This is a genomic window from Streptomyces tuirus (assembly GCF_014701095.1).
Taxonomy (GTDB): domain Bacteria; phylum Actinomycetota; class Actinomycetes; order Streptomycetales; family Streptomycetaceae; genus Streptomyces; species Streptomyces tuirus.
Genome location: NZ_AP023439.1, coordinates 6,241,415 through 6,267,419, shown reverse-complemented (window position 1 = coordinate 6,267,419; position 26,005 = coordinate 6,241,415). Strand labels below are relative to the sequence as shown.

At 73.6% G+C, this 26,005-nt stretch carries 23 protein-coding genes; 6 read left to right on the top strand and 17 right to left on the bottom strand.

Annotated elements, in window-relative coordinates:
• Positions 1-8: 8 nt before the first annotated feature.
• Positions 9-416 (bottom strand): DUF6278 family protein, encoded by a 408-nt coding sequence (locus tag IGS69_RS28495; protein ID WP_190903343.1) that lies wholly within the window; start codon positions 414-416, stop codon positions 9-11.
• A gap of 220 nt (positions 417-636) precedes the next feature.
• Here IGS69_RS28495 and IGS69_RS28490 point away from each other — a divergent pair, with 220 nt between their 5' ends.
• On the top strand, positions 637-2,418 hold the full coding sequence (locus IGS69_RS28490; RefSeq protein ID WP_190903342.1) for an SGNH/GDSL hydrolase family protein: 1,782 nt from the start codon (positions 637-639) through the stop codon (positions 2,416-2,418).
• On the opposite strand, the gene IGS69_RS28485 is transcribed toward IGS69_RS28490, so the two are convergent.
• The 8 genes from IGS69_RS28485 to IGS69_RS28450 form a co-directional block, all read right to left on the bottom strand.
• Positions 2,415-3,194, bottom strand: coding sequence for an exodeoxyribonuclease III (locus tag IGS69_RS28485; RefSeq protein WP_190903341.1), 780 nt, complete (start codon positions 3,192-3,194; stop codon positions 2,415-2,417). The two genes, IGS69_RS28490 and IGS69_RS28485, sit on opposite strands and share 4 nt — an antisense overlap.
• A gap of 43 nt (positions 3,195-3,237) precedes the next feature.
• Entirely contained in the window at positions 3,238-3,873 is a 636-nt protein-coding gene (locus IGS69_RS28480; RefSeq protein ID WP_190903340.1) for an MBL fold metallo-hydrolase, read from the bottom strand.
• A gap of 34 nt (positions 3,874-3,907) precedes the next feature.
• Positions 3,908-5,215 carry a bifunctional 3-oxoadipate enol-lactonase/4-carboxymuconolactone decarboxylase PcaDC gene (gene pcaDC, locus IGS69_RS28475; RefSeq protein WP_190903339.1) on the bottom strand — a complete coding sequence of 436 codons (1,308 nt, stop codon included), beginning with the start codon at positions 5,213-5,215 and terminating at the stop codon, positions 3,908-3,910.
• Positions 5,216-5,347: 132 nt separating this feature from the next.
• Complete coding sequence (locus IGS69_RS28470) at positions 5,348-7,291, bottom strand: SWIM zinc finger family protein (RefSeq protein WP_232543804.1); 1,944 nt, start codon at positions 7,289-7,291, stop codon at positions 5,348-5,350.
• Between the two features lie 629 nt (positions 7,292-7,920).
• A complete protein-coding gene (locus IGS69_RS28465) occupies positions 7,921-10,776 on the bottom strand; it encodes a DEAD/DEAH box helicase (RefSeq protein ID WP_190903338.1) in 2,856 nt (951 codons plus the stop codon).
• A 123-nt stretch (positions 10,777-10,899) separates the two neighbouring features.
• Positions 10,900-11,481 (bottom strand): sugar kinase, encoded by a 582-nt coding sequence (locus IGS69_RS28460; protein WP_190903337.1) that lies wholly within the window; start codon positions 11,479-11,481, stop codon positions 10,900-10,902.
• Entirely contained in the window at positions 11,478-12,626 is a 1,149-nt protein-coding gene (locus IGS69_RS28455; protein WP_190903336.1) for an ROK family glucokinase, read from the bottom strand. The genes IGS69_RS28460 and IGS69_RS28455 overlap by 4 nt, the downstream gene beginning before the upstream one ends.
• Before the next feature lie 146 nt (positions 12,627-12,772).
• Positions 12,773-13,510: a GntR family transcriptional regulator gene (locus IGS69_RS28450; protein WP_190904675.1), complete on the bottom strand. Its 738-nt coding sequence runs from the start codon at positions 13,508-13,510 to the stop codon at positions 12,773-12,775.
• Between the two features lie 128 nt (positions 13,511-13,638).
• On the opposite strand from IGS69_RS28450, the gene IGS69_RS28445 reads away from it, so the two are divergent.
• Positions 13,639-14,661, top strand: coding sequence for a Gfo/Idh/MocA family protein (locus tag IGS69_RS28445; protein ID WP_190904674.1), 1,023 nt, complete (start codon positions 13,639-13,641; stop codon positions 14,659-14,661).
• 274 nt (positions 14,662-14,935) lie between these two features.
• Here IGS69_RS28445 and IGS69_RS28440 read toward each other — a convergent pair whose 3' ends face one another.
• The 3 genes from IGS69_RS28440 to IGS69_RS28430 form a co-directional block, all read right to left on the bottom strand.
• The gene (locus tag IGS69_RS28440) at positions 14,936-15,331 is read right to left on the bottom strand and encodes a ribonuclease domain-containing protein (RefSeq protein ID WP_190903335.1); all 396 of its coding nucleotides are present in this window, start codon (positions 15,329-15,331) and stop codon (positions 14,936-14,938) included.
• 107 nt (positions 15,332-15,438) lie between these two features.
• On the bottom strand, positions 15,439-16,065 hold the full coding sequence (locus IGS69_RS28435; protein ID WP_190903334.1) for a dihydrofolate reductase family protein: 627 nt from the start codon (positions 16,063-16,065) through the stop codon (positions 15,439-15,441).
• An 89-nt stretch (positions 16,066-16,154) separates the two neighbouring features.
• Positions 16,155-16,979 carry an AIM24 family protein gene (locus tag IGS69_RS28430; protein ID WP_190903333.1) on the bottom strand — a complete coding sequence of 275 codons (825 nt, stop codon included), beginning with the start codon at positions 16,977-16,979 and terminating at the stop codon, positions 16,155-16,157.
• Between the two features lie 100 nt (positions 16,980-17,079).
• On the opposite strand from IGS69_RS28430, the gene IGS69_RS28425 reads away from it, so the two are divergent.
• Complete coding sequence (locus IGS69_RS28425) at positions 17,080-17,823, top strand: SDR family oxidoreductase (RefSeq protein ID WP_190903332.1); 744 nt, start codon at positions 17,080-17,082, stop codon at positions 17,821-17,823.
• Positions 17,824-17,965: 142 nt separating this feature from the next.
• On the opposite strand, the gene alc is transcribed toward IGS69_RS28425, so the two are convergent.
• Together alc and allB are read right to left on the bottom strand one after the other, a co-directional pair.
• The gene (gene alc, locus IGS69_RS28420) at positions 17,966-19,081 is read right to left on the bottom strand and encodes an allantoicase (RefSeq protein ID WP_190903331.1); all 1,116 of its coding nucleotides are present in this window, start codon (positions 19,079-19,081) and stop codon (positions 17,966-17,968) included.
• Positions 19,082-19,115: 34 nt separating this feature from the next.
• Entirely contained in the window at positions 19,116-20,456 is a 1,341-nt protein-coding gene (allB, locus tag IGS69_RS28415) for an allantoinase AllB (RefSeq protein ID WP_190903330.1), read from the bottom strand.
• A 234-nt stretch (positions 20,457-20,690) separates the two neighbouring features.
• Here allB and IGS69_RS28410 point away from each other — a divergent pair, with 234 nt between their 5' ends.
• On the top strand, positions 20,691-21,488 hold the full coding sequence (locus IGS69_RS28410) for an IclR family transcriptional regulator (protein ID WP_190903329.1): 798 nt from the start codon (positions 20,691-20,693) through the stop codon (positions 21,486-21,488).
• A gap of 158 nt (positions 21,489-21,646) precedes the next feature.
• On the opposite strand, the gene IGS69_RS28405 is transcribed toward IGS69_RS28410, so the two are convergent.
• Positions 21,647-21,976: a DUF5955 family protein gene (locus IGS69_RS28405; protein WP_190903328.1), complete on the bottom strand. Its 330-nt coding sequence runs from the start codon at positions 21,974-21,976 to the stop codon at positions 21,647-21,649.
• Positions 21,977-22,218: 242 nt separating this feature from the next.
• On the opposite strand from IGS69_RS28405, the gene IGS69_RS28400 reads away from it, so the two are divergent.
• Both IGS69_RS28400 and aceB read left to right on the top strand, forming a co-directional pair.
• Entirely contained in the window at positions 22,219-22,833 is a 615-nt protein-coding gene (locus tag IGS69_RS28400) for a nucleotidyltransferase family protein (protein ID WP_190903327.1), read from the top strand.
• 206 nt (positions 22,834-23,039) lie between these two features.
• The gene (aceB, locus tag IGS69_RS28395) at positions 23,040-24,665 is read left to right on the top strand and encodes a malate synthase A (RefSeq protein ID WP_190903326.1); all 1,626 of its coding nucleotides are present in this window, start codon (positions 23,040-23,042) and stop codon (positions 24,663-24,665) included.
• Between the two features lie 10 nt (positions 24,666-24,675).
• Here the strand turns inward: aceB and IGS69_RS28390 are convergent, their stop codons facing one another.
• On the bottom strand, positions 24,676-24,951 hold the full coding sequence (locus IGS69_RS28390; protein WP_190903325.1) for a SelT/SelW/SelH family protein: 276 nt from the start codon (positions 24,949-24,951) through the stop codon (positions 24,676-24,678).
• Positions 24,948-25,862, bottom strand: a complete 915-nt coding sequence (locus IGS69_RS28385) for a HipA family kinase (RefSeq protein WP_190903324.1) — start codon at positions 25,860-25,862, stop codon at positions 24,948-24,950. Before IGS69_RS28385 ends, IGS69_RS28390 begins: the two co-directional genes overlap by 4 nt.
• Positions 25,863-26,005: the final 143 nt, after the last annotated feature.

The following is a 26,005-nucleotide window of genomic DNA, read 5'->3' as shown; positions in this document are numbered from 1 at the left end:
CATGGGGCTCACGACTCCGCGACTTCCGCGTACAGCTGCGACAGCTCGGGCACCCCGTACGCGGCCCACTCGTGGCCGGATTCGACGACGTCGAACTCGCGGCCGGAGTCCAGTCGTACGACGGGCTGCCCGTCGGGACGGATCTCCCAGGCGGCGCCCGCCACGGTGCGCACGATCACGCCGCCCAGGTAGAGACCGGCGTCGTTGCCGAGCCAGGTCAGGGTGTCCTCGTCGTCCCGCCAGCGCGGCAGGAGCTGGTCGAGCGCCTCCAGCGAGGCGACCGTGTCGTCCAGCCGGACACCGGCCCGGGACGCCTGGGAGCGGAGCAGTTCACACTCGGCGAGGAGTTCCGCGATGCCTGCCGGATCGGGGACCCCGACCTTCTGGCGCCGGTTGCCCAGGAAAGGGATGTTCATACGTCCAGCGTGTCATTCGTACCGCCGTACGCACCACAGGGCGCGCGGACCCGTCGACCCGGTCGAGTTCAGGCCGAGTTCACGCGACGCGCGTTGACGGTTCACTCCCGTCCCCCTAACTTCACCGTGCGTCTTGCGTCTCGGCCGTCGTTGTCTGTGCAGTTCCGTCCCTGCGTTTGCTGTTGTCGCGTCGTGTGTCGATGAGCGGGAGGAGTCGGCCGTGCGCCGATGTGTCCGGGGGATCCTGGTCGTCCTGGCCCTGTGCGGGTCGCTGGTGCCGGCGGTGTCGGCGCATGCCGCCGGGGAGGGACGGGCCGCGCCGGTGCCGCTCGAGCGGCTGTTCGACAACGTGGCCGTCAGCGACGACGGCTCGCCCGGCCGGGCCGACTTCGACGGCTCCGGCGCCTCACTGCCGGCGCGGGACCTCAGTGCCGCGGGCTGGACGCCCGGGCGCGTCCTCACCGTGCAGGGCGCCCGGCTCACCTGGCCGAAGCGGCAGCCCGGGGAGCGGAACAACGTCCGCGCGGCCGGACAGGACGTCCGGATCACGGGGCGCGGGGACGCCCTGGCGTTCCTGGTGGCGGGCACCGCCGGTACCGAGGCCGGCGGCCCGGGCACGGTCACGTACGCCGACGGCACTCGCTCCGGGTACCGGCTGACCGCGCCCGACTGGCTCACCGGGCCGCTCGCGACCAAGGCGGTGGCCCTGCCGCACATCAACACGCCGGGCGGCCAACTGGCCCGGCAGGCCCGCCTGTACGTCGTGACGGTGCCGCTGGTTCCGGGCCGCGCGGTGACCTCCGTCCGGCTGCCGAGCGCGGCCGGGCTGCACGTCTTCGCGATGTCGGTGCGGACCGCCACGCTGGGCTGGACGGGCAGCTGGGCCACGGCCACGGGTGGCTACGCGGCCGTGGGGCCCTGGACGGACCGGACCCTGCGACTGGTCGTGCACACCTCGGCCGGCGGGCCCCGGGTGCGGGTGCGGTTCGACAACACCTTCGCGGCGGCTCCGGTACGGATCGGGAGCGCCACGGTCGCGGTGCAGGCGACCGGCGCGGCCTCGCGGAGCACGCCGGTGGCGCTGTCGTTCGGCGGTGCGGCGGGCGTGACGATCCCGGCCGGGGCGCAGGCGTACAGCGATCCGCTCGGCTTCTCCGTCCCGGCGGACACCAATCTGCTGGTGAGCTTCCATCTGCCCGGGACGGTGGCCGCGGCGCCCGTGCACGGGCTCGCCCAGCAGCGTTCCTACGTCAGCGAGCCCGGCGACCACACGGCGGAGGGCGCCGCCGGTGCGTACACCTCGGTGATCACCCGCTGGCCGCTGCTCGCCGGGGTCGACGTGAGCGGGGGGCCCGGGTCGGTGGTGCTGCTCGGGGACTCGATCACCGACGGGGACAAGTCGACGGTGGACGCCAACCGGCGCTGGCCGAACGTGCTGGCCGGCCGGCTCCTGGGGCAGGACGCCGTCCCGCGCTACGGCGTGCTGAACCTGGGTGTCTCGGGTAACCGCGTGGTCACCGACCGGTACACCGGCGACGGGGTCTCCACCGACACGGCCGGGGTGAGCGCCCTCAACCGCTTCGACCGGGACGTCCTCGCCCAGCCGTCGACGCGTACGGCCGTCGTGTTCGAGGGCATCAACGACCTGCGGTGGGGCACCACCGCGGAGCAGGTGATCGCGGGGCTGCGGGAGCTCGCGGCGCGCGGGCACGCCCGGGGGCTGCGGATGCTCGGGGCGACGATCCTGCCCTGTGAGGGCGAGGCGCGGTGCACGGCCGCCGTCGACGCCGAGCGGGCCGCCGTGAACGCGTGGATCCGCGACGGCGAGGTCTTCGACGGCGTGCTCGACTTCGACGCGGTGGTCCGTGATCCCGGGCGGCCGTCCCGGATGCTGCCCGCCTACGACAGCGGGGACCATCTGCATCCGGGCGACACCGGGCTGGCCACCCTGGCGGACTCGGTCGACCTGCGGCTGCTGCGGCCCCGGGGCGACAGGCCTTAGACGTCCAGGTCCACGACCACGGGCGCGTGGTCGGACGCGCCCTTGCCCTTGCGCTCCTCGCGGTCCACGTACGCGTCGGTGACGGCCTTCGCGAAGGGCTCGTTGCCGTACACCAGGTCGATGCGCATGCCGCGGTTCTTCGGGAAGCAGAGCTGCCGGTAGTCCCAGTACGTGAACGGCTGGTCGTACTTGAGGGGCCGCGGGACCACGTCGGACAGGCCCGCCTCGCGCAGGGAGGCCAGGGCGGCGCGCTCGGCCGGGGTGACGTGGGTGGAGCCCTCGAAGAAGGCCGGGTCGAAGACGTCGTCGTCCGTCGGCGCCACGTTGAAGTCGCCCATCACCGCGAAGGGGCGGCTGCCCGCCGCGTCACCGGTGACGGCGGCCTTGAGCGCCTCGAACCACTGGAGCTTGTAGGCGTAGTGCGGGTGGTCCACCTCACGGCCGTTCGGCACGTAGACCGACCAGACGCGGAGCGGGCCGCACGTCGCCGAGATGGCGCGGGGCTCCACCGAGCCGTCGAAGCCGGGGTCGCCGGGCACGCCCTTGACGACGTCCTCGATGCCGACGCGGGAGAGCACCGCCACGCCGTTCCACCGGCCGGTCGCGTGGACCGCCGACTCGTAGCCCAGCTCGCGCAGTTGCTCCGTCGGGAACTGCTCCTCGGCGACCTTGGCCTCCTGGAGGCACAGCACGTCCGTGCCGCTGCTCTCCAGCCAGGCCAGGAGCCTCGGCAGGCGGGCGGTGATCGAGTTCACGTTCCAGGTCGCGATGCGCATGTCCCACAACCTACCGGGCGGGTCTGACAACGCCGTCCCGGTGTCAGAGGTCCGCCGACGCCCCCGGGGTGAGCCGCAGATGCTCGGAGCCGCCGAGCTGCCCGATCTGCCGGTCGTAGATCGGGCGGGCCAGGTCGGTGAGCAGGGCGTCGTGGATGTCGTAGGCGCGCCGCGGCCTCAGCTCGCGGACGTAGTCGATGACCTCGGAGATCTTGCTCCAGGGGGCCATCACCGGGAGCAGCAGCGTCTCGACGGGGTGGTCGGGGACGGTGAGGGCGTCGCCGGGGTGGAAGACCGTGCCGCCGTCGACGAGGTAGCCGACGTTGGTGATGCGCGGGATGTCCGGGTGGATCACCGCGTGGAGCTCGCCGTGGACCTGGACGTCGAAGCCGGCGGCGGTGAAGGTGTCGCCGTGGCCGACGGTGTGGACGCGGCCGGGGAAGGCGGCGGAGATCTTCTCCGCGACCGCCTTCAGGGTCCAGATCTCGGCGGCCGGGTTGCCCTCCATCGCGGCGCGCAGCCGTTGCTCGTCGAAGTGGTCGGGGTGCTCGTGGGTGACGAGGACGGCGTCCGCGCCGAGCGCGGCGTCCTCCTCGCTGAACCCGCCGGGGTCGAGGACGAGCGTCCGGCCGTCCTTCTCCAGGCGGACGCAGGCGTGCGACTTCTTCGTGAGCTTCATGGTCTCCATCCTGCCCCGGGGGCCCTGGGCCGGCTCACTCCTGCGGCGTGGTCTCCTCGCGGATGACCTGCTGGGCCACCTTGAACGCGCTGTTCGCGGCGGGGACGCCGCAGTAGACGGCCGCCTGGAGCAGCACTTCCTTGATCTCGCCCGGGGTGAGTCCGTTGCGCAGGGCGGCTCTGGTGTGGAAGGCCAGCTCGTCCAGGTGCCCCCCGGCGACCAGGGCGGTCAGGGTGACGCAGCTGCGGGTGCGCCGGTCGAGGCCGGGGCGGTCCCAGATCTCGCCCCAGGCGTAGCGGGTGATGAACTCCTGGAAGTCCCCGGAGAACTCGTCGGCCTGCGCCAGCGCCCGGTCGACGTGCGCGTCGCCCAGCACCTCGCGGCGGACCTTGATCCCGGCGTCGTACGGGTCGGGCCGCCCCTGCGCCTGCGGCGGTACGGCGACCGGGGCGATCTCGGCGACGGGCCCGGTCTGCGGGGGCTGCGGCGGGGCGGGCGACAGGACGGGCTTGTGGGCGACCGGGGGCAGGGCGGTCTGGCCGGTGGAGGTCTCGAACGCGGGCTGCCAGGCGGTGGAGAAGTGCCGCACCAGCAGGTCGGTGACGGCCGCGGGCTGCTCCACCGGGACCAGGTGGGAGGCGCCGGGGACGACGGCGAGGCGCGCGTCCGGGATTCCCGCGACCAGCGTGCGGGCCTCGGCGGGGCCGGTGACCTGGTCGTCCGAGCCGACCAGGACCAGGGTCGGCACTCCGACCCGCCCGAGCTCCGAACGGACGTCGAACGAGGCGAGCGCCTCGCAGGAGGCGATGTAGCAGCCGGGGTCGGTGGTGCGCACCATCTGCACGGCCCACTCGGTGATCGCGGGCTGCGCGGCGGCGAACCCGCCGGTGAACCAGCGCTCGGGTGCGGTGCGGGCGATGGGGTCGAGGCCGTTGGTGCGGACGATCACGCCCCGCTGCCGGAACTCGTCGGCCGAGCCGAACCGCGGCGAGGCGGCGATCAGCGCGAGCGAGGCGAGCCGCTCCGGGTGGCGCAGGGCCAGCTCGATGCCGACGGCGCCGCCGAGCGCGCAGCCCGCGTAGCCGAAGCGCTGGACGCCGAGCCCTTCGAGGGTGGCCAGCAGCCGCGTGGTGAGGTCACTTACCGACCCCGCCGGGTACGCGGGAGCGCCGCCGTGGCCGGGCAGGTCGAACCGGAAGACGCGCCACTGCTTGATCAGCTCGGGGATCTGGCGGTCCCACATGTGCCACGTCGTGCCGAGGGAGGGCCCGAGGATGAGGACGGGGGCGTCTTCCGGGCCGTCGAAGCGGTACTGGAGGGCAGGGGTCGTGGTCTCACTCACCGCTCCACGCTAACCGCCGGGCGCGGCACCCCTGACAGCAGTCCCCGCATCCTGACACCCGGCTCCCGGATATCGCCGGGGAACTCTCACACCGCCTTCACGCATATGCCCGGAGGGACGTCGGGGCTCCCGTCAGAGGTCGCCCGGCAGTCCGAGGCCGGTGAGGGCGCCGACCGGGTCCAGGTCGGGGGTGCCTCTGGGCCACCAGTCGTCGTGGCCCGGCTCGGATTCGTACGCGTACCAGAGGCCGTCGCGGCCGAGGCGCAGCTGGACGTGGCCCCGGGGGTGGGTGAGGTGGTTGCGCCAGGGACGGAAGGCGGGCAGGTCGGCGGCGAGCAGCAGGGGGCGGGCCCGGTCGAACCGCCCGGCCGGCGGGTCCCACGGCTCCTCCAGTACGGCGAGGCCCTCCGCTGCGCCCTGGCGCCAGGCGGCGACCGCGCGGGCCAGCTCGGACGGGGTACGGCCCGCCGCGGCGGCGAGGGACGCGTACAGCGCCCGGGTGCCGGCGGTGAGTCCCGCCCCGGGGCGGGCGGCGGCCAGGCGGACCGCGTCCTGCCAGAAGGTCAGCTGCCCCACCGGGTCACGGCCGGTGCCCAGCAGGGCGTGGGCGCGGGCGGCGGCGTCCGTGGCCAGCTGGTCCAGGGCGAAGGGGTCCGGGCCGCCGGGGGCCGCCGGGTAGGCCGGGGGCTGCTCGGGGTGGGCGGGCGGAGGCAGTGGAGCGGGAAGGGGCGCGAGGGCGCGCGAGGCGAGCACTTCCGCGGCCCGCACGCCGGGCAGGGGCGCCGGGCCCCTGTCCTGCGCGGCGCGCGCCGCGCGGGTGGCGCTCAGCCGCGACAGCGCGTCGAGCAGTTCCCGCTCGCCCCGGCCGCGCAGCAGGAGCAGCACGAAGGGGTCGGCGTCGAGCAGCCGGGCGGTCTGGTAGCAGAGGGCGGCCGCGTGCTTGCAGGGGTGGCCGCGGTCGGGGCAGCTGCAATGGGGCTCCAGGTCACCGGGGCCGGGCAGCAGCGGCACGCCGCACTGTGCGAGGGACTGGGGCATCTCCTTGTCGAGCAGCGCCGCGATGTGCCCGGGACGGTCTGCGGCGGCGTCCAGGAAGCGGTCCCAGTCGGTGTCGTCGAGTGTGCGCAGGCGCACCTGGACGCGGTACGGGCGGGGGCGGCTGCCCTGGACGTAGGCCAGCACGAGTCCGGGGGTCACGGTGATGGCGTCGACATGCCCCTGCCCCGCGTATCCCCGCCCGCGCTCCAGCCGCTTCACGTCCAGCGCGCCCTGCTCCAGCGCCCCGACCCAGGCGTTTCCCCACCAGCTCTCGGCGAAGCGGTCGCCGTCCCGGGGCGGGAGGGGCGGGAAGGTACGGCGGAGTTCGGTGTCGCGGGACGGGGCGGCCATGGAGCGGGGGGAGCGGGCCGGCCGAGGAGCGTGGGTGTGGGTGGAGGTGGAGGTGGAGGTGGAGGTGGCAGTGGGGGTGGAGGTCGAGGTGGGGGTGGGCGTGGGGGATGGGCTCGCGACCGATGCGTCCGGGGCCGGATTCGCCGGGGCGTCGGTGGGTGATGTATCGGCCGGTGGGGTGGCGGGAGGTCGGGCGTCGTCGTGCGGGGCGAGGGCCTGATCATGGGCGGCCCGGCCGTTGCCGTGGGCGGCCGAGGCCAGGTCCCGGGGGTCCGGGTCGCCGGTCCCGGTGGTCGGGACGGCCGGAGTCTCGTGCCGGGGCCCCGGCCTCCCCGCGCTGTCCGGCGCGGCCGGACTCGATGCGGCCGGGTCGGGCCCGTGCGGCGCTTCCGAGCCGGGCGCGGCCGGGCCGTGCAGCAGGTCGGTCATGCGAGCGGACCGGGCCTGCTGCCCGGGCGACCGCTCAGGTTCGTCCGGGGTCGCGTCCGGCGGGCTCGGCATCCGGAAGGCGTCGGACAGCAGCTGCCGTACGTCACGCGTGCCTCTGCCGGGGGCGTCCGCGCCCGCCCGCCGCACGGCCGCCGCCCTGTCGTCCACGGCGCTCTGCCGGGCCCGGCGCCTGCGGCGGGCGCCTTCCCGCTCGGTCGCCTCCCGGGCCCGCCGCGCGTCGTCCCGAGCCGCACGCAGCGCCTCGCGCGCGACGTCCGCCGCCCGCGGCTCGGTACCCGCCCGGTCGGCAGAGCGCGCGGGGGGCGTACCGGCCCGGGTGGTCTCCTCCGGGCTCGTCTGCGGATCGCCGGATTCCTGTGGCTGCGGCTTCACGGCCGCGGGGGTGTCCTCGGGTGCAACGGCGGCGCGGGGCGCGTCGGCGGCGCGGGGTGTGTCGACGCCGTGGGCCACATCGACGCCGTGGGCCGCGCCGGCGCCCTCCGAGCCGCTGTCCTCACCGGTGGCAGTGGTGCCCTGCTGCCCGCCGCCCTCGGAAGCTCCAGCGGCATCGGGCGCACGGGGGACCCGGGACGCACCGGCATCACCTGGCACGCCGGCTCCTTCGGAGGAGTCGGTGGCCTCGAGGGACTCCGTGTCCCCCCGCCCGCTCCCCCGCTTCCCGGGCACCGCCCTACGCAGCGCCTCGCGGGCCGCGTCGGCCGGGCCGGGAGCCTCCTGGGCGGCTCCCCCGTCCGTGGACGGCTCCGGTCGGGCCGCGTCCCGGGCCGCCCGCTCGCGGGCCTCGCGCAGCGCGCGGCGGGCCTCGTCGGCCGGTCGGGCGCTCGCCGCGTCGTCCCCGGGGGCGGGTGCGGGGTCCTGGCGGGGTGTCATGACGCCCTCCGCAGGGACACCAGGTCGGTCAGCTCCCGGTCCGTCAGTTCCGTGAGGGAGGACTCGCCGGAGCCGAGGATCGCGTCGGCCAGGGCGCGCTTGGACTGGAGCATCTCGGCGATGCGGTCCTCGATGGTGCCCTCCGTGATGAGGCGGTGCACCTGCACCGGCTGGGTCTGGCCGATGCGGTAGGCGCGGTCGGTGGCCTGTTCCTCGACGGCCGGGTTCCACCAGCGGTCGAAGTGCACGACATGGCCCGCCCTGGTGAGGTTGAGGCCGGTACCGGCGGCCTTGAGCGACAGCACCAGGACCGGCGTCGCACCGGCCTGGAATCGGTCCACCATGCGCTCCCGCTCGGGGACGGGCGTGCCGCCGTGGAGGAGGTCGACCGGGACCGCGCGGGTGGCCAGGTGGTTGGTGATCAGGCGTGCCATCCCGACGTACTGGGTGAAGACCAGGGCGGATCCGTCCTCGGCCAGCAGGGTGTCCAGCAGCTCGTCCAGCAGGGCGAGTTTCCCGGAGCGGGCGGCGAGCCGGTCGCCGGCGGCCGGGGTGTGCTCCTCCTTGAGGAACAGCGCCGGGTGGTTGCAGATCTGCTTCAGCGAGGTGAGGAGCTTCAGCACCAGGCCCCGGCGGGGCATGCCCTCGGCCGTCTCGATGGCGAGCATCGACTCGCGGACGACCGCCTCGTACAGCGCGGCCTGTTCGCGGGTGAGCGGCACCGGGTGATCGGTCTCGGTCTTGGGCGGCAGCTCGGGCACGATGCCCGGGTCGGACTTCTTGCGGCGCAGCAGGAAGGGCCGGACCAGCCGGGCCAGGCGCTCCACCGCCTCCTCGTCCTCGCCGTTCTCCACGGCGCGCGCGTGCCGGGCGCGGAAGGACTTCAGCGGGCCGAGCAGGCCCGGGGTGGTCCAGTCGAGCAGCGCCCACAGCTCCGAGAGGTTGTTCTCGACGGGCGTGCCGGTCAGGGCGACGCGCGCGGGGGCCGGGATCGTGCGCAGCGCCTTGGCGGTGGCCGAGTAGGGGTTCTTGACGTGCTGCGCCTCGTCGGCGACGACCATGCCCCAGGTGCGGTCGGCCAGGGCGGGGGCCGCCGAGCGCATGGTGCCGTAGGTGGTGAGGACGAAGCCGCCGTCCAGGTCGTCGAGCGTGCGGTCGGGGCCGTGGAAGCGGCGGACGGGGACGCCGGGGGCGAAGCGGGTGATCTCCCGCTGCCAGTTGCCGAGCAGGGAGGCCGGGCAGACGACCAGGGTCGGTTCACGGCGGGCCCGCTTCAGGTGGAGGGCGATGAGGGTGACGGTCTTGCCGAGTCCCATGTCGTCGGCGAGGCAGCCGCCGAGGCCGAGGGAGGTCATCAGGTCGAGCCAGGCCAGGCCACGGAGCTGGTAGTCCCGGAGGGTGGCTCGCAGGCCCGGGGGCGGTTCGGCCGGGCGGATCCCGGCGGTCAGGCGGTCGCGCAGGGCGGCCAGGGCGCCGACGGGGACGGCCTCGACCGTCTCGCCGTCCACGTCGGCCGTGCCGGTGAGGGCGACGGACAGGGCATCGACCGGGTCGAGCAGGCCCAGGTCCCGTTTGCGGGCCTTGCGGACGAGCGCCGGGTCGACGAGCACCCACTGGTCGCGCAGGCGGACGACCGGGCGGTGGGCCTCGGCGAGGGCGTCCATCTCGGAGTCGGTGAGGGGATCGCCGCCGAGCGCCAGCTGCCAGCGGAACTGGAGGAGGTCCTCGCTCTCGAAGAAGCCGGTGCCGTCGGTCGCCGAGCCCGGGGCCGGGCGGACCACCGCCGCGGCGGACAGGTCCTGCGCGAGGTCCCGCGGCCAGTGCACGGCGACCCCGGCGGCGGCGAGGCGGGTCGCCGCGACGCCGAGCAGGTCGCTCAGCTCGTCCTCGGTCAGGGCCAGCACGTCGGGCACGTCCTGGTCGGCGAGCCGGTCGAGCGGCGGCCAGACGCGGGCCGCGCGGCGCACGGCGAGGGCCGCGTCCACGCGCGCGCGGGGCCCGAAGGCGTCGTCGGCCTCGCCCGCCCACAGGGCCGCCGCGTCGGTCACGAGGGTGGGGTCGGCGAGGCTGTGCACCTGGACGATCGCGGCTCCGGCGCTGCGGGCACCGCCCGAGGCCTCGTCGAACAGGTCGTACGCCGACAGGTCCAGGCGGAGCGAGATCCGCACGCCGGCGTCCATTCCGGCGGCGACCTCGGCGGCCCAGTCGTGGGCGGTGGGCAGATGCTGGGCCTCGCGGGCGGCGAAGGGCCTGCCGGAGGTGTGGGGCGCGGCCGGGGTGCGGGGCAGCGTGTCGGCGACCGCGTCGAGGAAGGCGCGCACCAGGGCTTCCGGTTCGGGCAGCCGGATCGGGCCCGGGCCGGGCAGCGGCACGGCATGGCCCTCGTAGGGCAGGGCGGCGGCCACCGCGCGCAGGTGTGCGATGTCGTCCGGGTCGAGGGGGCCGGCCCGCCAGGCGTCGTGGCCCGTGGCGGTGAGGCCGGGCAGGAGCCGGCCGCGGGCGGTCAGCCGCAGGGCGTGCAGGGCGGCGGCGCCCCAGCAGGCCGTGGCGGGGTGGGCCGCGGGGTCGTGGCGGGCGCGCACGAGGAGTGGCAGGGCGGCGTCGAGCGGGAGGGTCAGCGCGGGGGTGGTGCGCCGCCGGACTCCGGTGGCGCCGTGCCGCCGTACGACGGTCAGCTCGGTGTCCGCGGCGCCCGCAGGGCCTTCCGCGTCCCCCGGGAGGGGCTCGCCCTCGGGGTCCCAGAAGGCGATGCGGCCCTCGCGCGGGAGGGGCGCGGGCAGGAACACGGCGGGGAGCCGGACCGGGACCGCCGCGTCCCCCGTCCGCTCGGCCACCTGGGCCGCCTCTCGCATACGTCCTGCCACCTCCCGCCCCGCGTGTCGGATCAGTTGTCTCCGACTCTACGGGCGGGGTCTGACAATCGGCCCCGGCGGCGGGCCTGGGGGCCTCTGGCGGATCTCCGCGGCGTCACGGCATCACGGCACGGTCCGGCCCACGACGTACACCCACGGGTACGCCGGGTTGGACAGGTCCACGACCACGTCGTGGGTGGGTGCCGGGTTCTTCTGCCGGTGGACGAAGCCGTACCAGGAATCGTTCGTGGCGAACTTCCAGCCGGTGATCTTCCGGTCGCGGGCGCCGATGGTGATGTGGCCCTGCTTCAGATCCTTGCGGGTCACGCCCAGGCCGGTCAGGTAGGCGTCCAGGCCGGCCGCGTTGGTCTCGAACTGGGTGTAGAGGCGGCTGGTCTTCCAGTTGTTGGTCTCGTAGTACGCCACGTGCCAGGCCGGGTGCGGGACGGGCACCTGGTAGATCCGGCGCTGGAGCTTGGAGGGCCAGCCCTCGGTCAGGCCGGTCGCCGAGTACTTCGCCTCCTTGTCCTTGCCGCTGTCGCGGCTCTGATTCGCGGAGATCACCAGGTAGCCGGCCGGGATGCCGATGAGCAGCACGATGATCAGCAGGGTGAGGGACCTGCGGCGGATCATGTGGCGGCGGTCCTCGGCCGGACGGTCCGGCTCGTCGGGCCGGGGGCCCTGGTGGGGCAGGGAGGCGGTCACGACGTCTCCTGGGTACTGCGCAGCGACTGCGTGTACCGCTCGTAGCGCTCGTAGCGCTCCACCCGGCGGCGCTTGGCGCGGCGGAAGCGGCGGGCGACCAGCCGGGCGAGGTCGGCGGCGCCGACCATGCCGGCCTCGGGGCCGAGCTGGGCCCGGACGATGCGGGCCTCGGGCCGGTAGCCACGGCCGGTGAGGTGCCGCTTGAAGGCGTCCCGGGCGGGGCCGATCAGCAGGTCGTCCGCGGCCGAGACACCGCCGCCGATCACGAAGCAGGAGGGGTCGAGGGCGGCGGCGAGGTTGGCGATGCCGACGCCGAGCCACTGGCCGATGTCCTGGAGCAGTTCGATGCACATGGCGTCGCCGTCGCGGGCCAGCTCGGTGATCATCGGGCCGGTGATGTCACCGATGCTGCCCTTGACGTGCTCGATGATCCCGTACGCGACCGGCGAGTCGGCGGCGGCCAGCTCGCGGGCCTCGCGGACCAGGGCGTTGCCGGAGCTGTACTGCTCCCAGCAGCCGCGGTTGCCGCACGGGCAGCGGTGGCCGCCGGGCACGACCTGCATGTGGCCGAACTCGCCGGCGACGCCGTACTTGCCGCGCTTGACCTGGCCGTCCTCCAGGATCGCGCCGCCGATTCCGGTACCGAGGGTGATCATGACGAGGTGGTCCTCGCCGCGGCCGGCGCCGAAGCGCCACTCGGCCCAGGCGGCGGTGTTGGCGTCGTTGTCCACGAGGACCGGGACGGAGAGCCGGCCCGAGAGGCGGTCGCGGAGCGGTTCGTTGCGCCAGGACAGGTGGGGGGCGAACAGCACGCGGTTGCGGTCGGCGTCCACCCAGCCGGCCGCCCCGATGCCGACGGCGTGCACGTCGTGCCGGTCGGAGAGGTCCAGGACCAGCTCGGCGATGGTGTCCTCGACGACCTTGGGGCTCTTGGACTTGTCCGGGGTCTCCGTGCGGAGCATCTCCAGGATGTTGCCGTCGGCGTCGACGACGCCCGCCATCACCTTCGTACCGCCGATGTCGATGCCGACCGTGGGCACGCGGGGGGCCGTCAGGTGCGAGCGGCGCTCCCGGGTGCCGACGGTGCGGAGCACGGTGGCACGGCGGGAGCCGATGGGGGCGGTGAAGTCGCGGTAGGTGCTCATCGCGCCCGATTCTGCCTCACGGGACGCAACGGTGCGGAGCACAGGGGGGTGCGGATCATCGCCGCGTGCGGGCCGGTGGGGGCTTGTCGCGCCCCGCGGCGGAGCCGCAGATCAGTACAGCCCCGCGCCCCTCAGCAGCATGACCGTCACGTCCGGACGAGCAGCTGGAACTCGAACGAATAGCGCGTCGGGCGGTAGGTGTGTGTGCCGTATTCCACTGCTCGGCCCGTGTCGTCGAACGTCACCCGCTGCATGGTCAGCAGCGGGGCCCCCGCCTCCTCCGCCAGGCGCTCCGCCTCCTCCGTCGTCGCCGCCCGGGCGCCGATCGACTGGCGGGCGCTGTGCAGGGTGATGCCCGCCGACCGCATCAGGCGGTAGAGGCCGGTCGTCTCCAGCTGGTCCGTGTCGAGGTCGATGAGACCGGGGGGCAGGAAGTTGCAGAGGTAGGCCATGGGCTCGCCGTGGGCGAGGCGGAGGCGCTCGACGCGGTGGACGTCGCTGTCCTCGGCGACGCCGAGCGCGGCGGCGACCTCGGCGGAGGCGGGGACGAGCTTGTTGACCAGGACCCTGGTGGCCGGGCGCTGGCCCGCCGCCTCCAGGTCGTCGTAGAGGCTGCTGAGCTCCAGCGGGCGTTTGACCTGGCTGTGCACGACCTGGGTGCCCACGCCGCGGCGGCGCACGAGGAGGCCCTTGTCGACGAGCGACTGGATCGCCTGGCGGACGGTCGGCCGGGACAGACCGAGCCGGGCGGCGAGCTCGATCTCGTTGCCCAGCAGGCTGCCGGGGGTCAGCGTGCCGTGCTCGATCGCGGCCTCCAGCTGCTGGGACAGCTGGAAGTACAACGGCACGGGAGAGCTGCGGTCCACGCTCAGCTCCAGCTGCACGGTCGGGTCCACTTCTGGTTTCGGCACGGGCCGAGCGTAGCTCCGTGCGTTGTTGACGGGAAGTCGTGTAGTCAGATTGTCCGGACATGAAGATTGACAGCGGCGAGCTGTGCACGCACTTTGTTTCCATGCGCATCGGCGTCATCGGTACGGGCCGCATCGGCACCATCCACGCGAACACGCTCAGCCGTCATCGCGACGTCGGCTCCCTGATCCTCACGGACGCGGACACCGCCCGGGCCCAGGAACTGGCGCACCGGCTGGGCGAGACGGCGGCGCCCGGCGTGGAGGAGATCTTCCGCTGGGGCGTCGACGCCGTGGTGATCACGACGGCGACGTCGGCCCACGCCGAACTGATCGGTCGGGCAGCACGCTCGGGTCTGCCGGTGTTCTGCGAGAAGCCCATCGCGCTGGATCTGCCGGGGTCCCTGGCGGCGATCGCCGAGGTCGAGGCGGCCGGGACGGTGCTCCAGATGGGCTTCCAGCGCCGCTTCGACGCGGGCTACACGGGTGCGCGCGAGGCCGTGCGGTCCGGCCGGCTGGGGCGGCTGCACACCGTGCGGGCCCTGACCAGCGACCAGGCGCCGCCGGACGCCGCGTGGCTGCCGCTGTCCGGCGGCCTGTACCGGGACACGCTGATCCACGACTTCGACGTGCTGCGCTGGGTGACCGGCGGGGAGGTCACGGACGTCTACGCGGCCGGGTCCGACGCCGGTCCCCGGATGTTCCGCGAGGCGGGCGACGTCGACACCGCGGCGGCGCTGCTCACCCTGGACGACGGCACGCTCGCCACGCTCACCGCGACCCGGATGAACGGGGCCGGCTACGACGTGCGCATGGAGCTCGCCGGGGAGCGCGACCAGATCGTGGTCGGCCTGGACGACCGTACGCCGATCGCGTCCACCGAGCCGACCGGGCCGCCCGCCGCCGACAAGCCGTGGACGGGTTTCCTGGAGCGGTTCGGCCCGGCCTACGAGGCGGAGCTGAACGCGTTCGTCGAGGTCGTCCGGGGCGAGCGGGCCAACCCCTGCGACGGGCGCGAGGCGCTGCAGGCACTGCGGATCGCCGAGGCGTGCGAGCTGTCGCGGCGGCAGCGCAGGCCGGTGCACCTCGCGGAGATCGCCGGCGGCTCCCCGCCCACGGTCCCCTGAGACCGGACCCCGGCGGTCAGGCGCCCACGGTCCCCTGAGGCCAGACCCCGGCGGTCAGGGGCCCACGGTCTCCCGACGCCGGATCCCGGCGGTCAGGTGCCGACGGCGTGCCGCATCAGCCGGCGGGTGACCGCGGGATCGTCGACCGAAGTCGTACCACCGCGGACTTTCGATGCGGCCTCGGCCGCTGGACATGGCCCCTGTTCGCGGGGGCCGGGGAGCCGGAAGTCCGTCTGAGACGCCGACGGACGTCCGGCCCGCTGTCCCGTCGAGATCAGCAGCCGTAGTCCACCAGGTCGAACGACTCGTAGTGGTCGGCCGTGTAGTAGTCCTCCTGGTTCTGCTCACCGGTGACGATGCGCCGCGCACCGCGGTTGGAGGAGCCCGGGGTGATGACCGTGTACTCGTGGTAGTAGCCGGAGGACCGGCTGGGCAGGATGCCTTCCCGGTTCTGGAAGACGGTGCCGTCCTGGTCGAACGGGTAGGGGCCGCCCTGCTCGATCAGGTCGAGCGTGTCGTGGGCCTGGGACGGCAGGTTGCTGTAGCAGATGTCGCCGACGGCGGTGGGGGCGGCGTCGGCCGTGGTGGCGGAGACGGTTCCGCCGACGAGGAGAGCGGACAGAAGGGCGGCTGCTGCGCCGAGCCGCGAGGCGCGTGGGGGGAAATTCATGACGCTCATGATGACGCGCGTAGACGCTGGCATGTCAATGACAAGCCGGGAGAATTTCCTGTGAAGCCCCGTGATTTCGCGGGAAGTTCACCGACCCCGCGGCGCCCTCACGCGCCTTCCGGCAGACCGAACTCGCCGTACTCCGGGCGGCCTTTCGGGTCGTACGTCTGGATCGAGACGCCCCCGCCGGTGACGCTCCCGCCGGTGTGCTCGAACGCGGTCGGTACGGCGCCCTCCGGGAACAGCCGGAACCCGGAGCCGAGCACGACCGGGAAGGTCAGCAGGTGCAGGGTGTCCACGAGGTCGAGCGCCAGCAGGGACCGGACGAGGGCGCCGCTGCCGTGCACCTGGACCTCGCCGTCGGTGCGCTCCTTCACCGCGGTGACCTCCTCGCGGAGGTCGCCGGAGAGCACGGTCGTGCCCGCCCAGCCCGGGTCCGTCAGGGTCGAGGAAGGCACGTACTTCGGCAGGGAGTTGAGCGGGCCGGCGATCGGATCCGCGGGGTCGGTCACCTTGGGCCAGTAGGTGGCGAAGATGTCGTACGTACGGCGGCCGAGCAGGAAGGCGCCCGGGCGGGTGAAGACCTCGCTCATGAACCGGCCGAAGTCCTCGTCGGCGTACGGAAAGCTCCAGCCGCCGTGGGTGAAGCCCCCGCGGGTGTCCTCCTGCGGCCCGCCGGGGGCCTGGTAGACGCCGTCGAGGGTGACGAAGAGGGTGGAGACGAGCTTGCCCATGGCGGGTGCCTGCTTCCTGGTGCGGTGCCTGATGCCATCACGTCAGACCCCGCCGGCACCCGCAACTCGTCGCCGGCCCGGACGCCCGCTCACTGGGCGTTCGTGGAGAACAGCCCGCCCGTCGGGCCCTGCTTGTCGCCGCCCTGGGCCTTCCTCAGGGCGTTCGCGAGGCTCTCGATGGTGAGGGACTGCAGGATCACGCGGCCGTTGCCCTCCAGGGTGGCCAGGGACAGGCCCTCGCCGCCGAAGACCGCGTTCATCACGCCCTGGCGGTTGAGGCCGCCGACGCGCTGGACGCCGTACTGAATTCCCTCCTCGAAGGCCACGACGCACCCCGTGTCGACCTCGACGCGGCCGCCGAAGTCGGCCGGGTTCAGGTCGATGAAGTTGCCCGCCCCGGCGATGATCACCGTGCCGCGTCCGGTGAACTTCTCCAGGACGAAGCCCTCGCCGCCGCTCCGGCCGGTACGGCCGCCCTGGAAGGCGATGCCGAAGTCGACGGTGGACTCCGCGGCCACGAAGGCGTCCTTCTCGGCGAACCACGCGCGCGTGCCGTCCAGTTCCAGCGCGCGCATCTCCCCGGGGAGCACGCCCGCGAAGCCGACGGTGCCCTCGCCGCCCTGGGTGGTGAAGTACTGGAACGCCAGCGACTCCCCCGCGAGGGCGCGCTGGCCGGCCTGCATGGCCGTGCCCATGGCCTGACGCAGCAGCCCGCCCATGCCGCCCGGGCCACCGCCCCCGGGCTGCGACTGCCGCCCGCCCCCGCCCGACGGGCCGCCCAGGCGGGTCTCCATGGTCACGTTCGTGGTCTTGAACAGGAACTTTCCGGCCTCGCAGTACACCGTCTGGCCGGGCTGCAGGCTCACGACCGCCATCTGCATGGCGTTGCCGACGATCTCTTGCTGAAGGGTCACGTCCGGAGAACGCGGGAAGGGGAGGGAAAGGTTCCGCATGTGGGACGTCGACGTCCGTTCCTCGCCAGCGCCGGTGCCGTGCGGCCGCTGGGATGGACCCATGACTTCTCAGGGAACTCTGGACGGCAAGGTGGCGCTCGTGACCGGCGGGAGCCGTGGCATCGGCGCGGCGGCGGCGGTGCGGCTGGCGCGGGAGGGCGCGGACGTGGCCGTCGGCCATGTGAACGGCAAGGAGGCGGCCGAGGACGTGGTGCGGGCCGTGGAGGCGCTGGGGCGCCGGGCGGTCGCGCTGCGCGCGGACACGGGCGACGCCACGGAGGCGGCCGAGCTGGTGGACGCGGCGGCGGAGGCGCTGGGCAGGCTCGACATCCTGGTCAACAACGCCGGTGTGGGGGTGCTCGGTCCGCTGGACACCCTGTCGCTCGCGGACGTGGACCGGGTCCTCGACGTCAACGTACGGGGTGTCTTCCTGGCCTCCCAGGCGGCCGCCGCGTGGCTGCCCGAGGGCGGGCGGATCATCACGATCGGCAGTTGCATCGCCCAGCGGGTGCCGGGGCCGGGCGGGACCCTCTACGCGACGAGCAAGGCGGCCCTCTCCGGTCTGACCAAGGCGCTGGCCCGGGAGCTGGGCGGGCGGGGGATCACGGCGAACCTGGTCCTTCCCGGCCCGATCGACACCGACATGAATCCGGCGGACGGGCCCTACGCGGCCGGGCAGGCGGCGATGACGGCGCTGGGCCGGTTCGGGACGGCGGAGGAGGTGGCGTCGACGGTGGCCTACCTGGCGGGGGCGACGTACGTGACCGGGGCGGAGTTCTCGGTGGACGGGGGCCACGCGGCCTGAGGCACGCGCGGCGTGAAAGGTGCTCCCCGCCAGGCATGTACGCCGTGCAGTACGCGGGGCACACCGGTGCTGTCCGGCCGGTGCGCCCCACGGGTCTCACGGCCCCACGGGTCTCACGGCCCCACGGGTCTCACGGGTCGGGTCAGCCGCCGAGCTCCTGATGGCGGGCCGCCAGGCGGCTCGTGCCCTCCGGGGTCAGGGAGCCGAACAGGCGGAGCCTGGAGATGCCGCCGTCCGGGTAGATGTCCACGCGCGCGTGCGTGCCGACGGCCGGAGCCGGCAGGACGAAGCGGTGGTTGGTGTCGGGCTGGAGGCGGGTGCGGGGCAGGATCTCCTGCCACTCGCCGTCCTCGCCGTCCCTGACGGACACCGACGCCCAGCCGGCGCTGTTGCCCTTGAGGTAGGCGGTGTCGATCTCCAGGGCGCGGATCTGGGCCTGGGCGGTGAGCCGGTAGCGGATCCAGTCGTGGCCCCGGTCGCGCCGGCGGCGGGTCTCCCAGCCGTCGTCCATCTTGCGGGAGCGGCCCGGCTGGATGGTGTTGGAGGCGGGCGAGTAGAAGAGGTTGGAGGCGTCCTCGGCCCGGCCGCCGTTCTCCAGGGCGACGACGTCGAAGGTGCCCAGCGCCTCCAGCCACGCGGGGTCGGGGACGACCTCGCCGTGGACGCGCAGGCGGGCGATGCCGCCGTCGGGGTGCTGCTTGACCCTGAGATGCGTGAAGCACTGCTCGGCGGCGACGGCGAAACCGTTCGCCGCGTGGCCGCCGACCGCGGTGCGCGGGACGAGGGTCGTCCACTTCACGTCGTCCCCGAGGAGTTCCTCGGGCGACGGCGAGCCCGGGACGCGGGTGCCCTCGACGGACACGGCCTGCGGGTAGTTGCCGCGGAAGTGGGCGGTGTCGACGACGATCCCGCGGATCACGCCCGGGGCGCCGAGGCGGACCAGGGCCCAGTCGTGGTCGTCGTCGGCCGGCCAGGGGTGGTCGGCGGAGGCGCCGCGGCGGCGGCGGGTCTCCCAGCCGTCCATGATCTTGCCCTTGTGGCCGAAGTGCTCGGGGTCGAACTCGGCGGGCTCGGGCACCAGCAGGTTCTCGCGCTGGGCGAAGAACTCGTCGTTGGCGGCGATGACACCGGCTCCGAGGCGCCGGTCGGCGAGGTCGGCGTACTGGGTGAAGGGGAAGTCGGCGGTGCGGTAGTCCGCGTACGGGTCGCCGCCTCCGTAGGGGCTCGCGTCGCCGGTGAAGCTGGGAATCGCCGTCACGGTGATCAGATCTGCCTTTCGGGTCGGTGGGATTTCAGTGGGTCCGGGTGAGGAGCAGCCCCTTCGGTTCGGTGAACTCGCCGTCCGCGACGATGCGCTGCCCGCGCAGCCAGGTGGACTTCACGACGCCGTGCAGGGTCCTGCCGGCGTACGCCGTGACGCGGTTGCGGTGCTGGAGGGCCACCGGGTCGACGGTGAAGGTCTCGTCGGGGGCGAGGACGGCGAAGTCGGCGTCGCGGCCCACCGCGATGGCGCCCTTGCGGTCGTCGAGCCCGACCAGTTCGCAGGTGCGCGCCGACATCCAGCGCACCACGTCCTCCAGGCCGTGCCCGCGCCTGCGGGCCTCCGTCCACACCGCGGCCAGGCTCAGCTGGAGTCCGGAGATGCCGCCCCAGGCCGTCGCGAAGTCGTCGGTCTTCAGGTCGGCCGTGGACGGGGAGTGGTCGGTGACGACGCAGTCGATGGTGCCGTCGGCGAGGGCCTGCCAGAGCAGGTCCTGGTTGGCGGCCTCACGGATGGGCGGGCAGCACTTGAACTCGCTGGCGCCGTCGGGGACTTCCTCGGCGGTGAGGGTCAGGTAGTGGGGGCAGGTCTCCACGGTGATGCGGACGCCCTCGGCACGCGCCTCGGCGATCATCGGCAGGGCGTCGCTGGAGGACAGGTGCAGCACGTGCACGCGCGCGTCGAGGGCCTTCGCCTCGCGGATGAGCCGGGCGATGGCGGTGTCCTCGGCGTCCCGGGGGCGGGAGGCGAGGAAGTCGGCGTACTTCGGGCCCGGTTGCTGCGGGGCGGAGGCGAGCAGGTGGGGGTCCTCGGCGTGCACGATGAGCAGGCCGTCGAAGGCGGCGATCTCGGCCATGGTGCGGGCGAGCAAGTCGGGCTCCAGGTGCGGGAACTCGTCCACGCCGGAGGGTGACAGGAACGCCTTGAAGCCGAACACACCGGCCTCGTGCAGCGGGCGGAGCTCCTTGACGTTGTCGGGCAGGGCGCCGCCCCAGAAGCCGACGTCGATGTGCGCCTTGTCGGCGGCGACCTGCTGCTTGATCCGCAGGTGCGGGACGGTCGTGGTCGGCGGGAGGGAGTTCAGGGGCATGTCGACGAGGGTGGTGATGCCACCGGCCGCCGCGGCGCGGGTGGCGGTCCAGAAGCCCTCCCACTCGGTGCGGCCGGGATCGTTGACGTGCACGTGCGTGTCGACGAGGCCGGGCAGCAGGACGTGGTCGCCCAGGTCCTCCAGGCGAGCGCCTGCGGGGAGGGGCGCGTCGTGCGGGAGGACGGCCGTGATGGTGCCGTCGGTGACCGCGACGGACGCGGCCCGCGTTCCTTCGGGGGTGATGACTCGCGTCGAGCGCAGCACCAGTTCAGCGTCGGACACCCGAACCCCTTACTTCCGCGTAACGGAATTCAACTTTCTGTTGAAGGAGTCTTCACTCCCTCTTCCATGCCGTCAAGGGCAGACTGGACTCCGGCGCCCTTCGGCGAAAGTCCTGGACGTTTCCACGAAGCGGAATTAAACTTCCAGTACGCAGAACGTAGCTACGTACAAGCGGGGAGTCAACCGACCGCCGGGTAGGCTCTGCCCTTCCCGCCCGCCCGAAAGGAACGCGCCGTGCCGACGTCCAGCGCCAGCACCACCGGCTCCGCCCGGTCCTCCGCCAACGGCGGCGTCCAGTCCCTGGAGCGCGCCTTCGACCTGCTCGAACGGATGGCGGACGCGGGTGGCGAGGTCGGCCTGAGCGAGCTGTCCGCGAGCAGCGGGCTCCCCCTGCCGACCATCCACCGTCTGATGCGCACGCTGGTGGCCTGCGGGTACGTACGTCAGCAGCCCAACCGGCGGTACGCGCTCGGCCCGCGCCTGATCCGCCTCGGCGAGTCGGCCGCCCGGCTGCTGGGCACCTGGGCACGGCCGTACCTGGCGCGGCTCGTCGAGGAGACCGGCGAGACGGCGAACATGGCGCTGCTGGACGGGGACGAGATCGTCTACGTCGCGCAGGTGCCGTCGAAGCACTCGATGCGCATGTTCACGGAGGTCGGCCGGCGGGTGCTGCCGCACTCCACGGGCGTGGGCAAGGCCCTGCTCGCCGGTTTCCCGCCGGAGGAGGTGCGGGCCCTGCTCTCCCGTACGGGCATGCCCGCCGCGACGGAGAAGACGATCACGACGGCCGACGGCTTCCTCGCGGCCCTGGAGGACGTGCGCCGGCAGGGCTACGCCATCGACGACAACGAGCAGGAGATCGGGGTCCGCTGCCTCGCGGTGCCGGTGCCCGACTCCCCCACCGCAGCGGCCATCTCCATCTCCGGCCCGGCGGGCCGGGTGACGGAGGCGGCGACGGACAAGATCGTGCCGGTGCTCCAGCAGGTCGCCGGGGAACTGTCCGAGGCACTCGCGAGCCAGAGCCCGGCGTAACGGCGCCGGACCGCAGCACTCCGCGCCCGGCCGCCGGCCCTGACGAACCCGGGGCGGCGCCCCGCGGCGTGGGGCCTACGGTCCGGATAGGTCCGGTCATCCCCCTGGGCCCTGCCCGTCCGGGTCAGGGAGCGCGGGGACCGGCGTGTCATGCCGGCCTAGCCCTGGCCCCGCACCGGGCCTCCGAAGAGGTCGACCGCCCGCCGGACCTCCGTGAGGTCCGCGGACAGGGCGCTCATGGAGCCGATCGCGCCCGCGAGCAGCAGGAGGGAGCGGCGCAGGCAGGGGATCTCGGGGGTGCCGTCGGCGGCCATGGCCGCCAGCGCGGCCAGTTCCTCCTCGGCGATGGTCCGGTCGGCGAACTCGCCGGGATGGGCGGCCAGTCGGCGGCGTAACCGGGACACCGCGGAGCGCAGCTCCGTCACGCGCGGGTCCTCGTCGCCGCCGGCCAAAGGCCCCTGCCGCTTCTGCTCGACGCTCCGCAACACAGTCCTCCCCCTCGCACCTCGTCGTGCGCCTGCCCTTCCGACGCGAAGTCCCCCGCACCGGGCAGGAGTCGGGCGCCCGGCCGGTCGGTGCGGGGACAGTAAACGACGTGGGCCACCGGGCGCCAGACCATTGCGTCATCGACTTGTCTCGCTGAGTGACTTTCTGGCCCGAGGCGCACGCCCGTGCGACGCGGACCCGGCGCCGTCGCACCCCCGTGCGGGGCGTGCGGTATGCAGGAGCCATGACGACACGGGAGACGACGGGCGAGGCACGAGCGGTCGCGGGACTGCTGCTCGCGGCCGGTGGCGGGCGGCGGCTCGGCGGGCGGCCCAAGGCACTGCTCCCCCATCGGGGACGGCCCCTGGTGGAGCACGCGGTGCGGATGCTGCGGGAGGGCGGCTGCGCGACCGTCCACGTGGTCCTGGGCGCGCAGGCCGGCGACGTGCGCGCGCGGGCCTCACTGCCGGGCTGCATCCTGGTGGACAACCCGGACTGGGAGCAGGGGATGGGGAGTTCCCTGCGCGCCGGGCTCGACTCGCTCGCCGGCACGGGCGCGCGGGCCGCCCTGGTGTCGCTCGTCGACCAGCCCGGCATCGGACCCGAGGCGGTGGCCCGGGTCCTCGCGGCGTACGAGGGCGAGGAGTCGCTCGTCTGCGCCGCGTACGACGGCGTGCGCGGCCATCCGGTGCTGTTCGGCGCCGCCCACTGGGCGGGCATCGCCGCGACCGCGACCGGGGACCGGGGGGCACGCGCCTATCTGACGGAGCACCGGACGGCGATCGCCCTCGTCGAGTGCGGGGACGTCGCCCGGCCCTTCGACATCGACACCGAAGCCGATCTGGCCCACCTGGAGTGAACGGGGTGGCACGGAGCGCCACCTTGCCTCGACCCTGAGAATCTCGACATCAACAGACGATTGAACTTCCACTATGAGGAAACTAGTATCCACTGTTCAGAAGCGCCCGACTGCTCCCCGGGCGCCGAACGCCGTATCCGGGAAGACTGGCACCCGGTGCCAAGCGCCGGCTCGTCTTCACAGCTCGCTGAAGGAAGTGACCGTTCATGTCCGCTCCAGCGCCGTCTCCGCTGGCCATCGTCGACGCCGAGCCCCTGCCCCGGCAGGAGGAGGTCCTCACCGAAGCGGCGCTCGCCTTCGTGGCCGAGCTGCACCGGCGGTTCACGCCCCGGCGTGACGAGCTCCTCGCCCGCCGCGCCGAGCGCCGCGCCGAGATCGCCCGCACCTCCACCCTCGACTTCCTCCCGGAGACGGCCGCGATCCGCGCCGACGACTCCTGGAGGGTCGCGCCGGCCCCGGACGCCCTGAACGACCGCCGGGTCGAGATCACCGGTCCCACCGACCGCAAGATGACCATCAACGCCCTCAACTCGGGCGCCAAGGTGTGGCTCGCGGACTTCGAGGACGCCTCCGCGCCCACCTGGGAGAACGTGGTCCTCGGCCAGGTCAACCTGAGCGACGCGTACACCCGCAACATCGACTTCACCGACGCGAAGTCCGGCAAGTCGTACGCGCTGAAGGCGGACGAGGAGCTCGCCACGGTCGTGATGCGCCCGCGCGGCTGGCACCTGAACGAGCGTCACCTCGTCGACGCCGACGGCACCCCCGTGCCCGGCGCGCTCGTCGACTTCGGCCTGTACTTCTTCCACAACGCCCAGCGCCTGCTGGATCTCGGCAAGGGCCCGTACTTCTACCTCCCGAAGACGGAGTCGCACCTGGAGGCCCGCCTCTGGAACGAGGTGTTCGTCTTCGCGCAGGAGTACTGCGGCATCCCGCAGGGCACGGTCCGCGCCACCGTCCTCATCGAGACGATCACCGCCGCGTACGAGATGGAGGAGATCCTCTACGAGCTGCGCGACCACGCCTCCGGGCTCAACGCCGGCCGCTGGGACTACCTGTTCTCCATCGTCAAGAACTTCCGTGACGGCGGCGCCGAGTTCGTCCTGCCGGACCGCAACGCGGTGACGATGACGGCCCCGTTCATGCGCGCGTACACCGAACTCCTCGTCCGCACCTGCCACAAGCGCGGCGCCCACGCCATCGGCGGCATGGCGGCGTTCATCCCGTCCCGCCGGGACGCCGAGGTCAACAAGGTCGCGTTCGAGAAGGTCCGCGCCGACAAGGACCGCGAGGCCGGCGACGGCTTCGACGGTTCCTGGGTCGCCCACCCCGACCTGGTGCCGATCGCCATGGAGTCCTTCGACAAGGTCCTCGGCGACAAGCCCCACCAGAAGGACCGCCTGCGCGAGGACGTCGCCGTCGAGGCGGCCGACCTGATCGCCGTCGACTCGCTCGACGCCAAGCCGACGTACGCGGGCCTGGTCAACGCCGTGCAGGTGGGCATCCGTTACATCGAGGCGTGGCTGCGCGGCCTCGGCGCGGTCGCCATCTTCAACCTGATGGAGGACGCGGCCACCGCCGAGATCTCCCGCTCCCAGATCTGGCAGTGGATCAACGCGGGGGTCGTCCTCGACAACGGCGAGCAGGTCACCGCCGGCCTGGCCCGCAAGGTCGCCGCCGAGGAACTCGCGAGCATCCGGGCCGAGATCGGCGACGAGGCCTTCGCGGCCGGCAACTGGCAGCAGGCGCACGACCTGCTGCTGACGGTCTCGCTCGACGAGGACTACGCCGACTTCCTGACGCTCCCGGCGTACGAGCAGCTCAAGGGCTGAGCGGCAGCCGCTACCGCTCCGAGTGGCCCAGGGTCCTGCCCGGGGCCACTCGGTCGCGTACGGCCCTCTTCACGGCCGTCGGCTCGGGGAAGCCCTGCTCCCGGCGGTCCCAGACGACCTCGTCGCCGACGCGGACCACGAACACCCCGCCCGTGCCGGGCTTCAGGGCCAGTTCCGTCAGTTCGGTTTCGAAGGTGGTCAGCAACTCCTGCGCCAGCCAGGCCGCGCGGGGCAGCCAGCGGCATTGGGTGCAGTACTCGATCTCGACCCGCTGTACGTCCGTCATCCGAGGTGCACCGTCCAATCCTGCTCGGCCGCGGGCTTGCCGTGCAGGTCGGGCACCTGCTTGAGCCACGCGGGGCGTCCTTGCTGGTTCCTCGCCGCCCGGAGGGCCTCCTCGGCGGCGAGCTCCTCCCGGGTGGGAAAGCCGGTGGGCAGCCAGTCCGCGGAGGCCTCCGCGCGGGTGCGGAGGTAGGTCACGTACGCCTCGCGCACCTCGTCCGCGGTACTGAAGCCCGGCTCGTCCGCGAGCCAGGCGTCCGGGACCTCCGCGAGGATGTCCCGCAGCAGCTCCTCGGTGACGCGGGGCGCCAGCTCGGCGTCGGCGGCCCGGACGTCGGGCCCGTAGTGGCCGAGGGCGTGGTGCCGGAAGTCGTAGGCCTTGCGGGGGTCGGTGGCGTCCCAGCGGTGGTGGAAGACCAGGGCGGCGCCGTGGTCGATCAGCCACAGGCGCGAGGGTGCGACGCCGAGGGTGGGCCAGACCATCAGGTTGGAGCTGTGCACCGTACGGTCGACGTTCACGGTCAGCGCGTCGAGCCAGACGATCCTCCCGGCCTCCAGCGGGTCCACGGGGAAGACCCGGGCGACCTCCGGGGTGAAGTCCCGGGCGCCCGGCAGGTGATCCATGCCGAGGTTCACGCCCGTGCTGGCCGCGTGCAGGTCCCGTACCTCCTGGTGGGGTTCGTGGTCCGCGATCGCCGGGTCGAAGTGGACCAGCACGAGTTCCGGGAAGCGCAGCCCCAGGGCACGGGCCAGTTCCCCGACGATCACCTCGGCGACGAGCGCCTTGCGGCCCTGCGCGGAGCCGGTGAACTTCACGACGTAGGTGCCGAGGTCGTCCGCCTCGACGACTCCCGGGACGGAGCCGCCGGACCGCAGGGGTTCGACGTAGCGGGTCGCGGTGACCTCTCTGAGCATGGTCCAAGGCTCCCCGGAGGGCGGAATCCGAAGGTGCCATAGTACCCAGGCCGGGCAGGCCGGCCGTCGGGGCAACCGCACGGGTGTGGTCCCCGGCGGCACGGCGGACCGGATGAATCCGGCCACCGCACCCTCTTGTCAAG

Bases quoted from the DNA above. Each gene is read 5' to 3' on its own strand.
- IGS69_RS28495 (WP_190903343.1), bottom strand. From the start codon at position 416: ATGAACATCCCTTTCCTGGGCAACCGGCGCCAGAAGGTCGGGGTCCCC.
- IGS69_RS28485 (WP_190903341.1), bottom strand. From the start codon at position 3,194: ATGCGCATCGCGACCTGGAACGTGAACTCGATCACCGCCCGCCTGCCG.
- IGS69_RS28480 (WP_190903340.1), bottom strand. From the start codon at position 3,873: ATGAAGCTCACGAAGAAGTCGCACGCCTGCGTCCGCCTGGAGAAGGAC.
- IGS69_RS28465 (WP_190903338.1), bottom strand. From the start codon at position 10,776: ATGCGAGAGGCGGCCCAGGTGGCCGAGCGGACGGGGGACGCGGCGGTC.
- IGS69_RS28455 (WP_190903336.1), bottom strand. From the start codon at position 12,626: ATGAGCACCTACCGCGACTTCACCGCCCCCATCGGCTCCCGCCGTGCC.
- IGS69_RS28445 (WP_190904674.1), top strand. From the start codon at position 13,639: ATGCGCATCGGCGTCATCGGTACGGGCCGCATCGGCACCATCCACGCG.
- IGS69_RS28440 (WP_190903335.1), bottom strand. From the start codon at position 15,331: ATGAATTTCCCCCCACGCGCCTCGCGGCTCGGCGCAGCAGCCGCCCTT.
- IGS69_RS28435 (WP_190903334.1), bottom strand. From the start codon at position 16,065: ATGGGCAAGCTCGTCTCCACCCTCTTCGTCACCCTCGACGGCGTCTAC.
- IGS69_RS28425 (WP_190903332.1), top strand. From the start codon at position 17,080: ATGACTTCTCAGGGAACTCTGGACGGCAAGGTGGCGCTCGTGACCGGC.
- IGS69_RS28400 (WP_190903327.1), top strand. From the start codon at position 22,219: ATGACGACACGGGAGACGACGGGCGAGGCACGAGCGGTCGCGGGACTG.
- aceB (WP_190903326.1), top strand. From the start codon at position 23,040: ATGTCCGCTCCAGCGCCGTCTCCGCTGGCCATCGTCGACGCCGAGCCC.
- IGS69_RS28390 (WP_190903325.1), bottom strand. From the start codon at position 24,951: ATGACGGACGTACAGCGGGTCGAGATCGAGTACTGCACCCAATGCCGC.
- IGS69_RS28385 (WP_190903324.1), bottom strand. From the start codon at position 25,862: ATGCTCAGAGAGGTCACCGCGACCCGCTACGTCGAACCCCTGCGGTCC.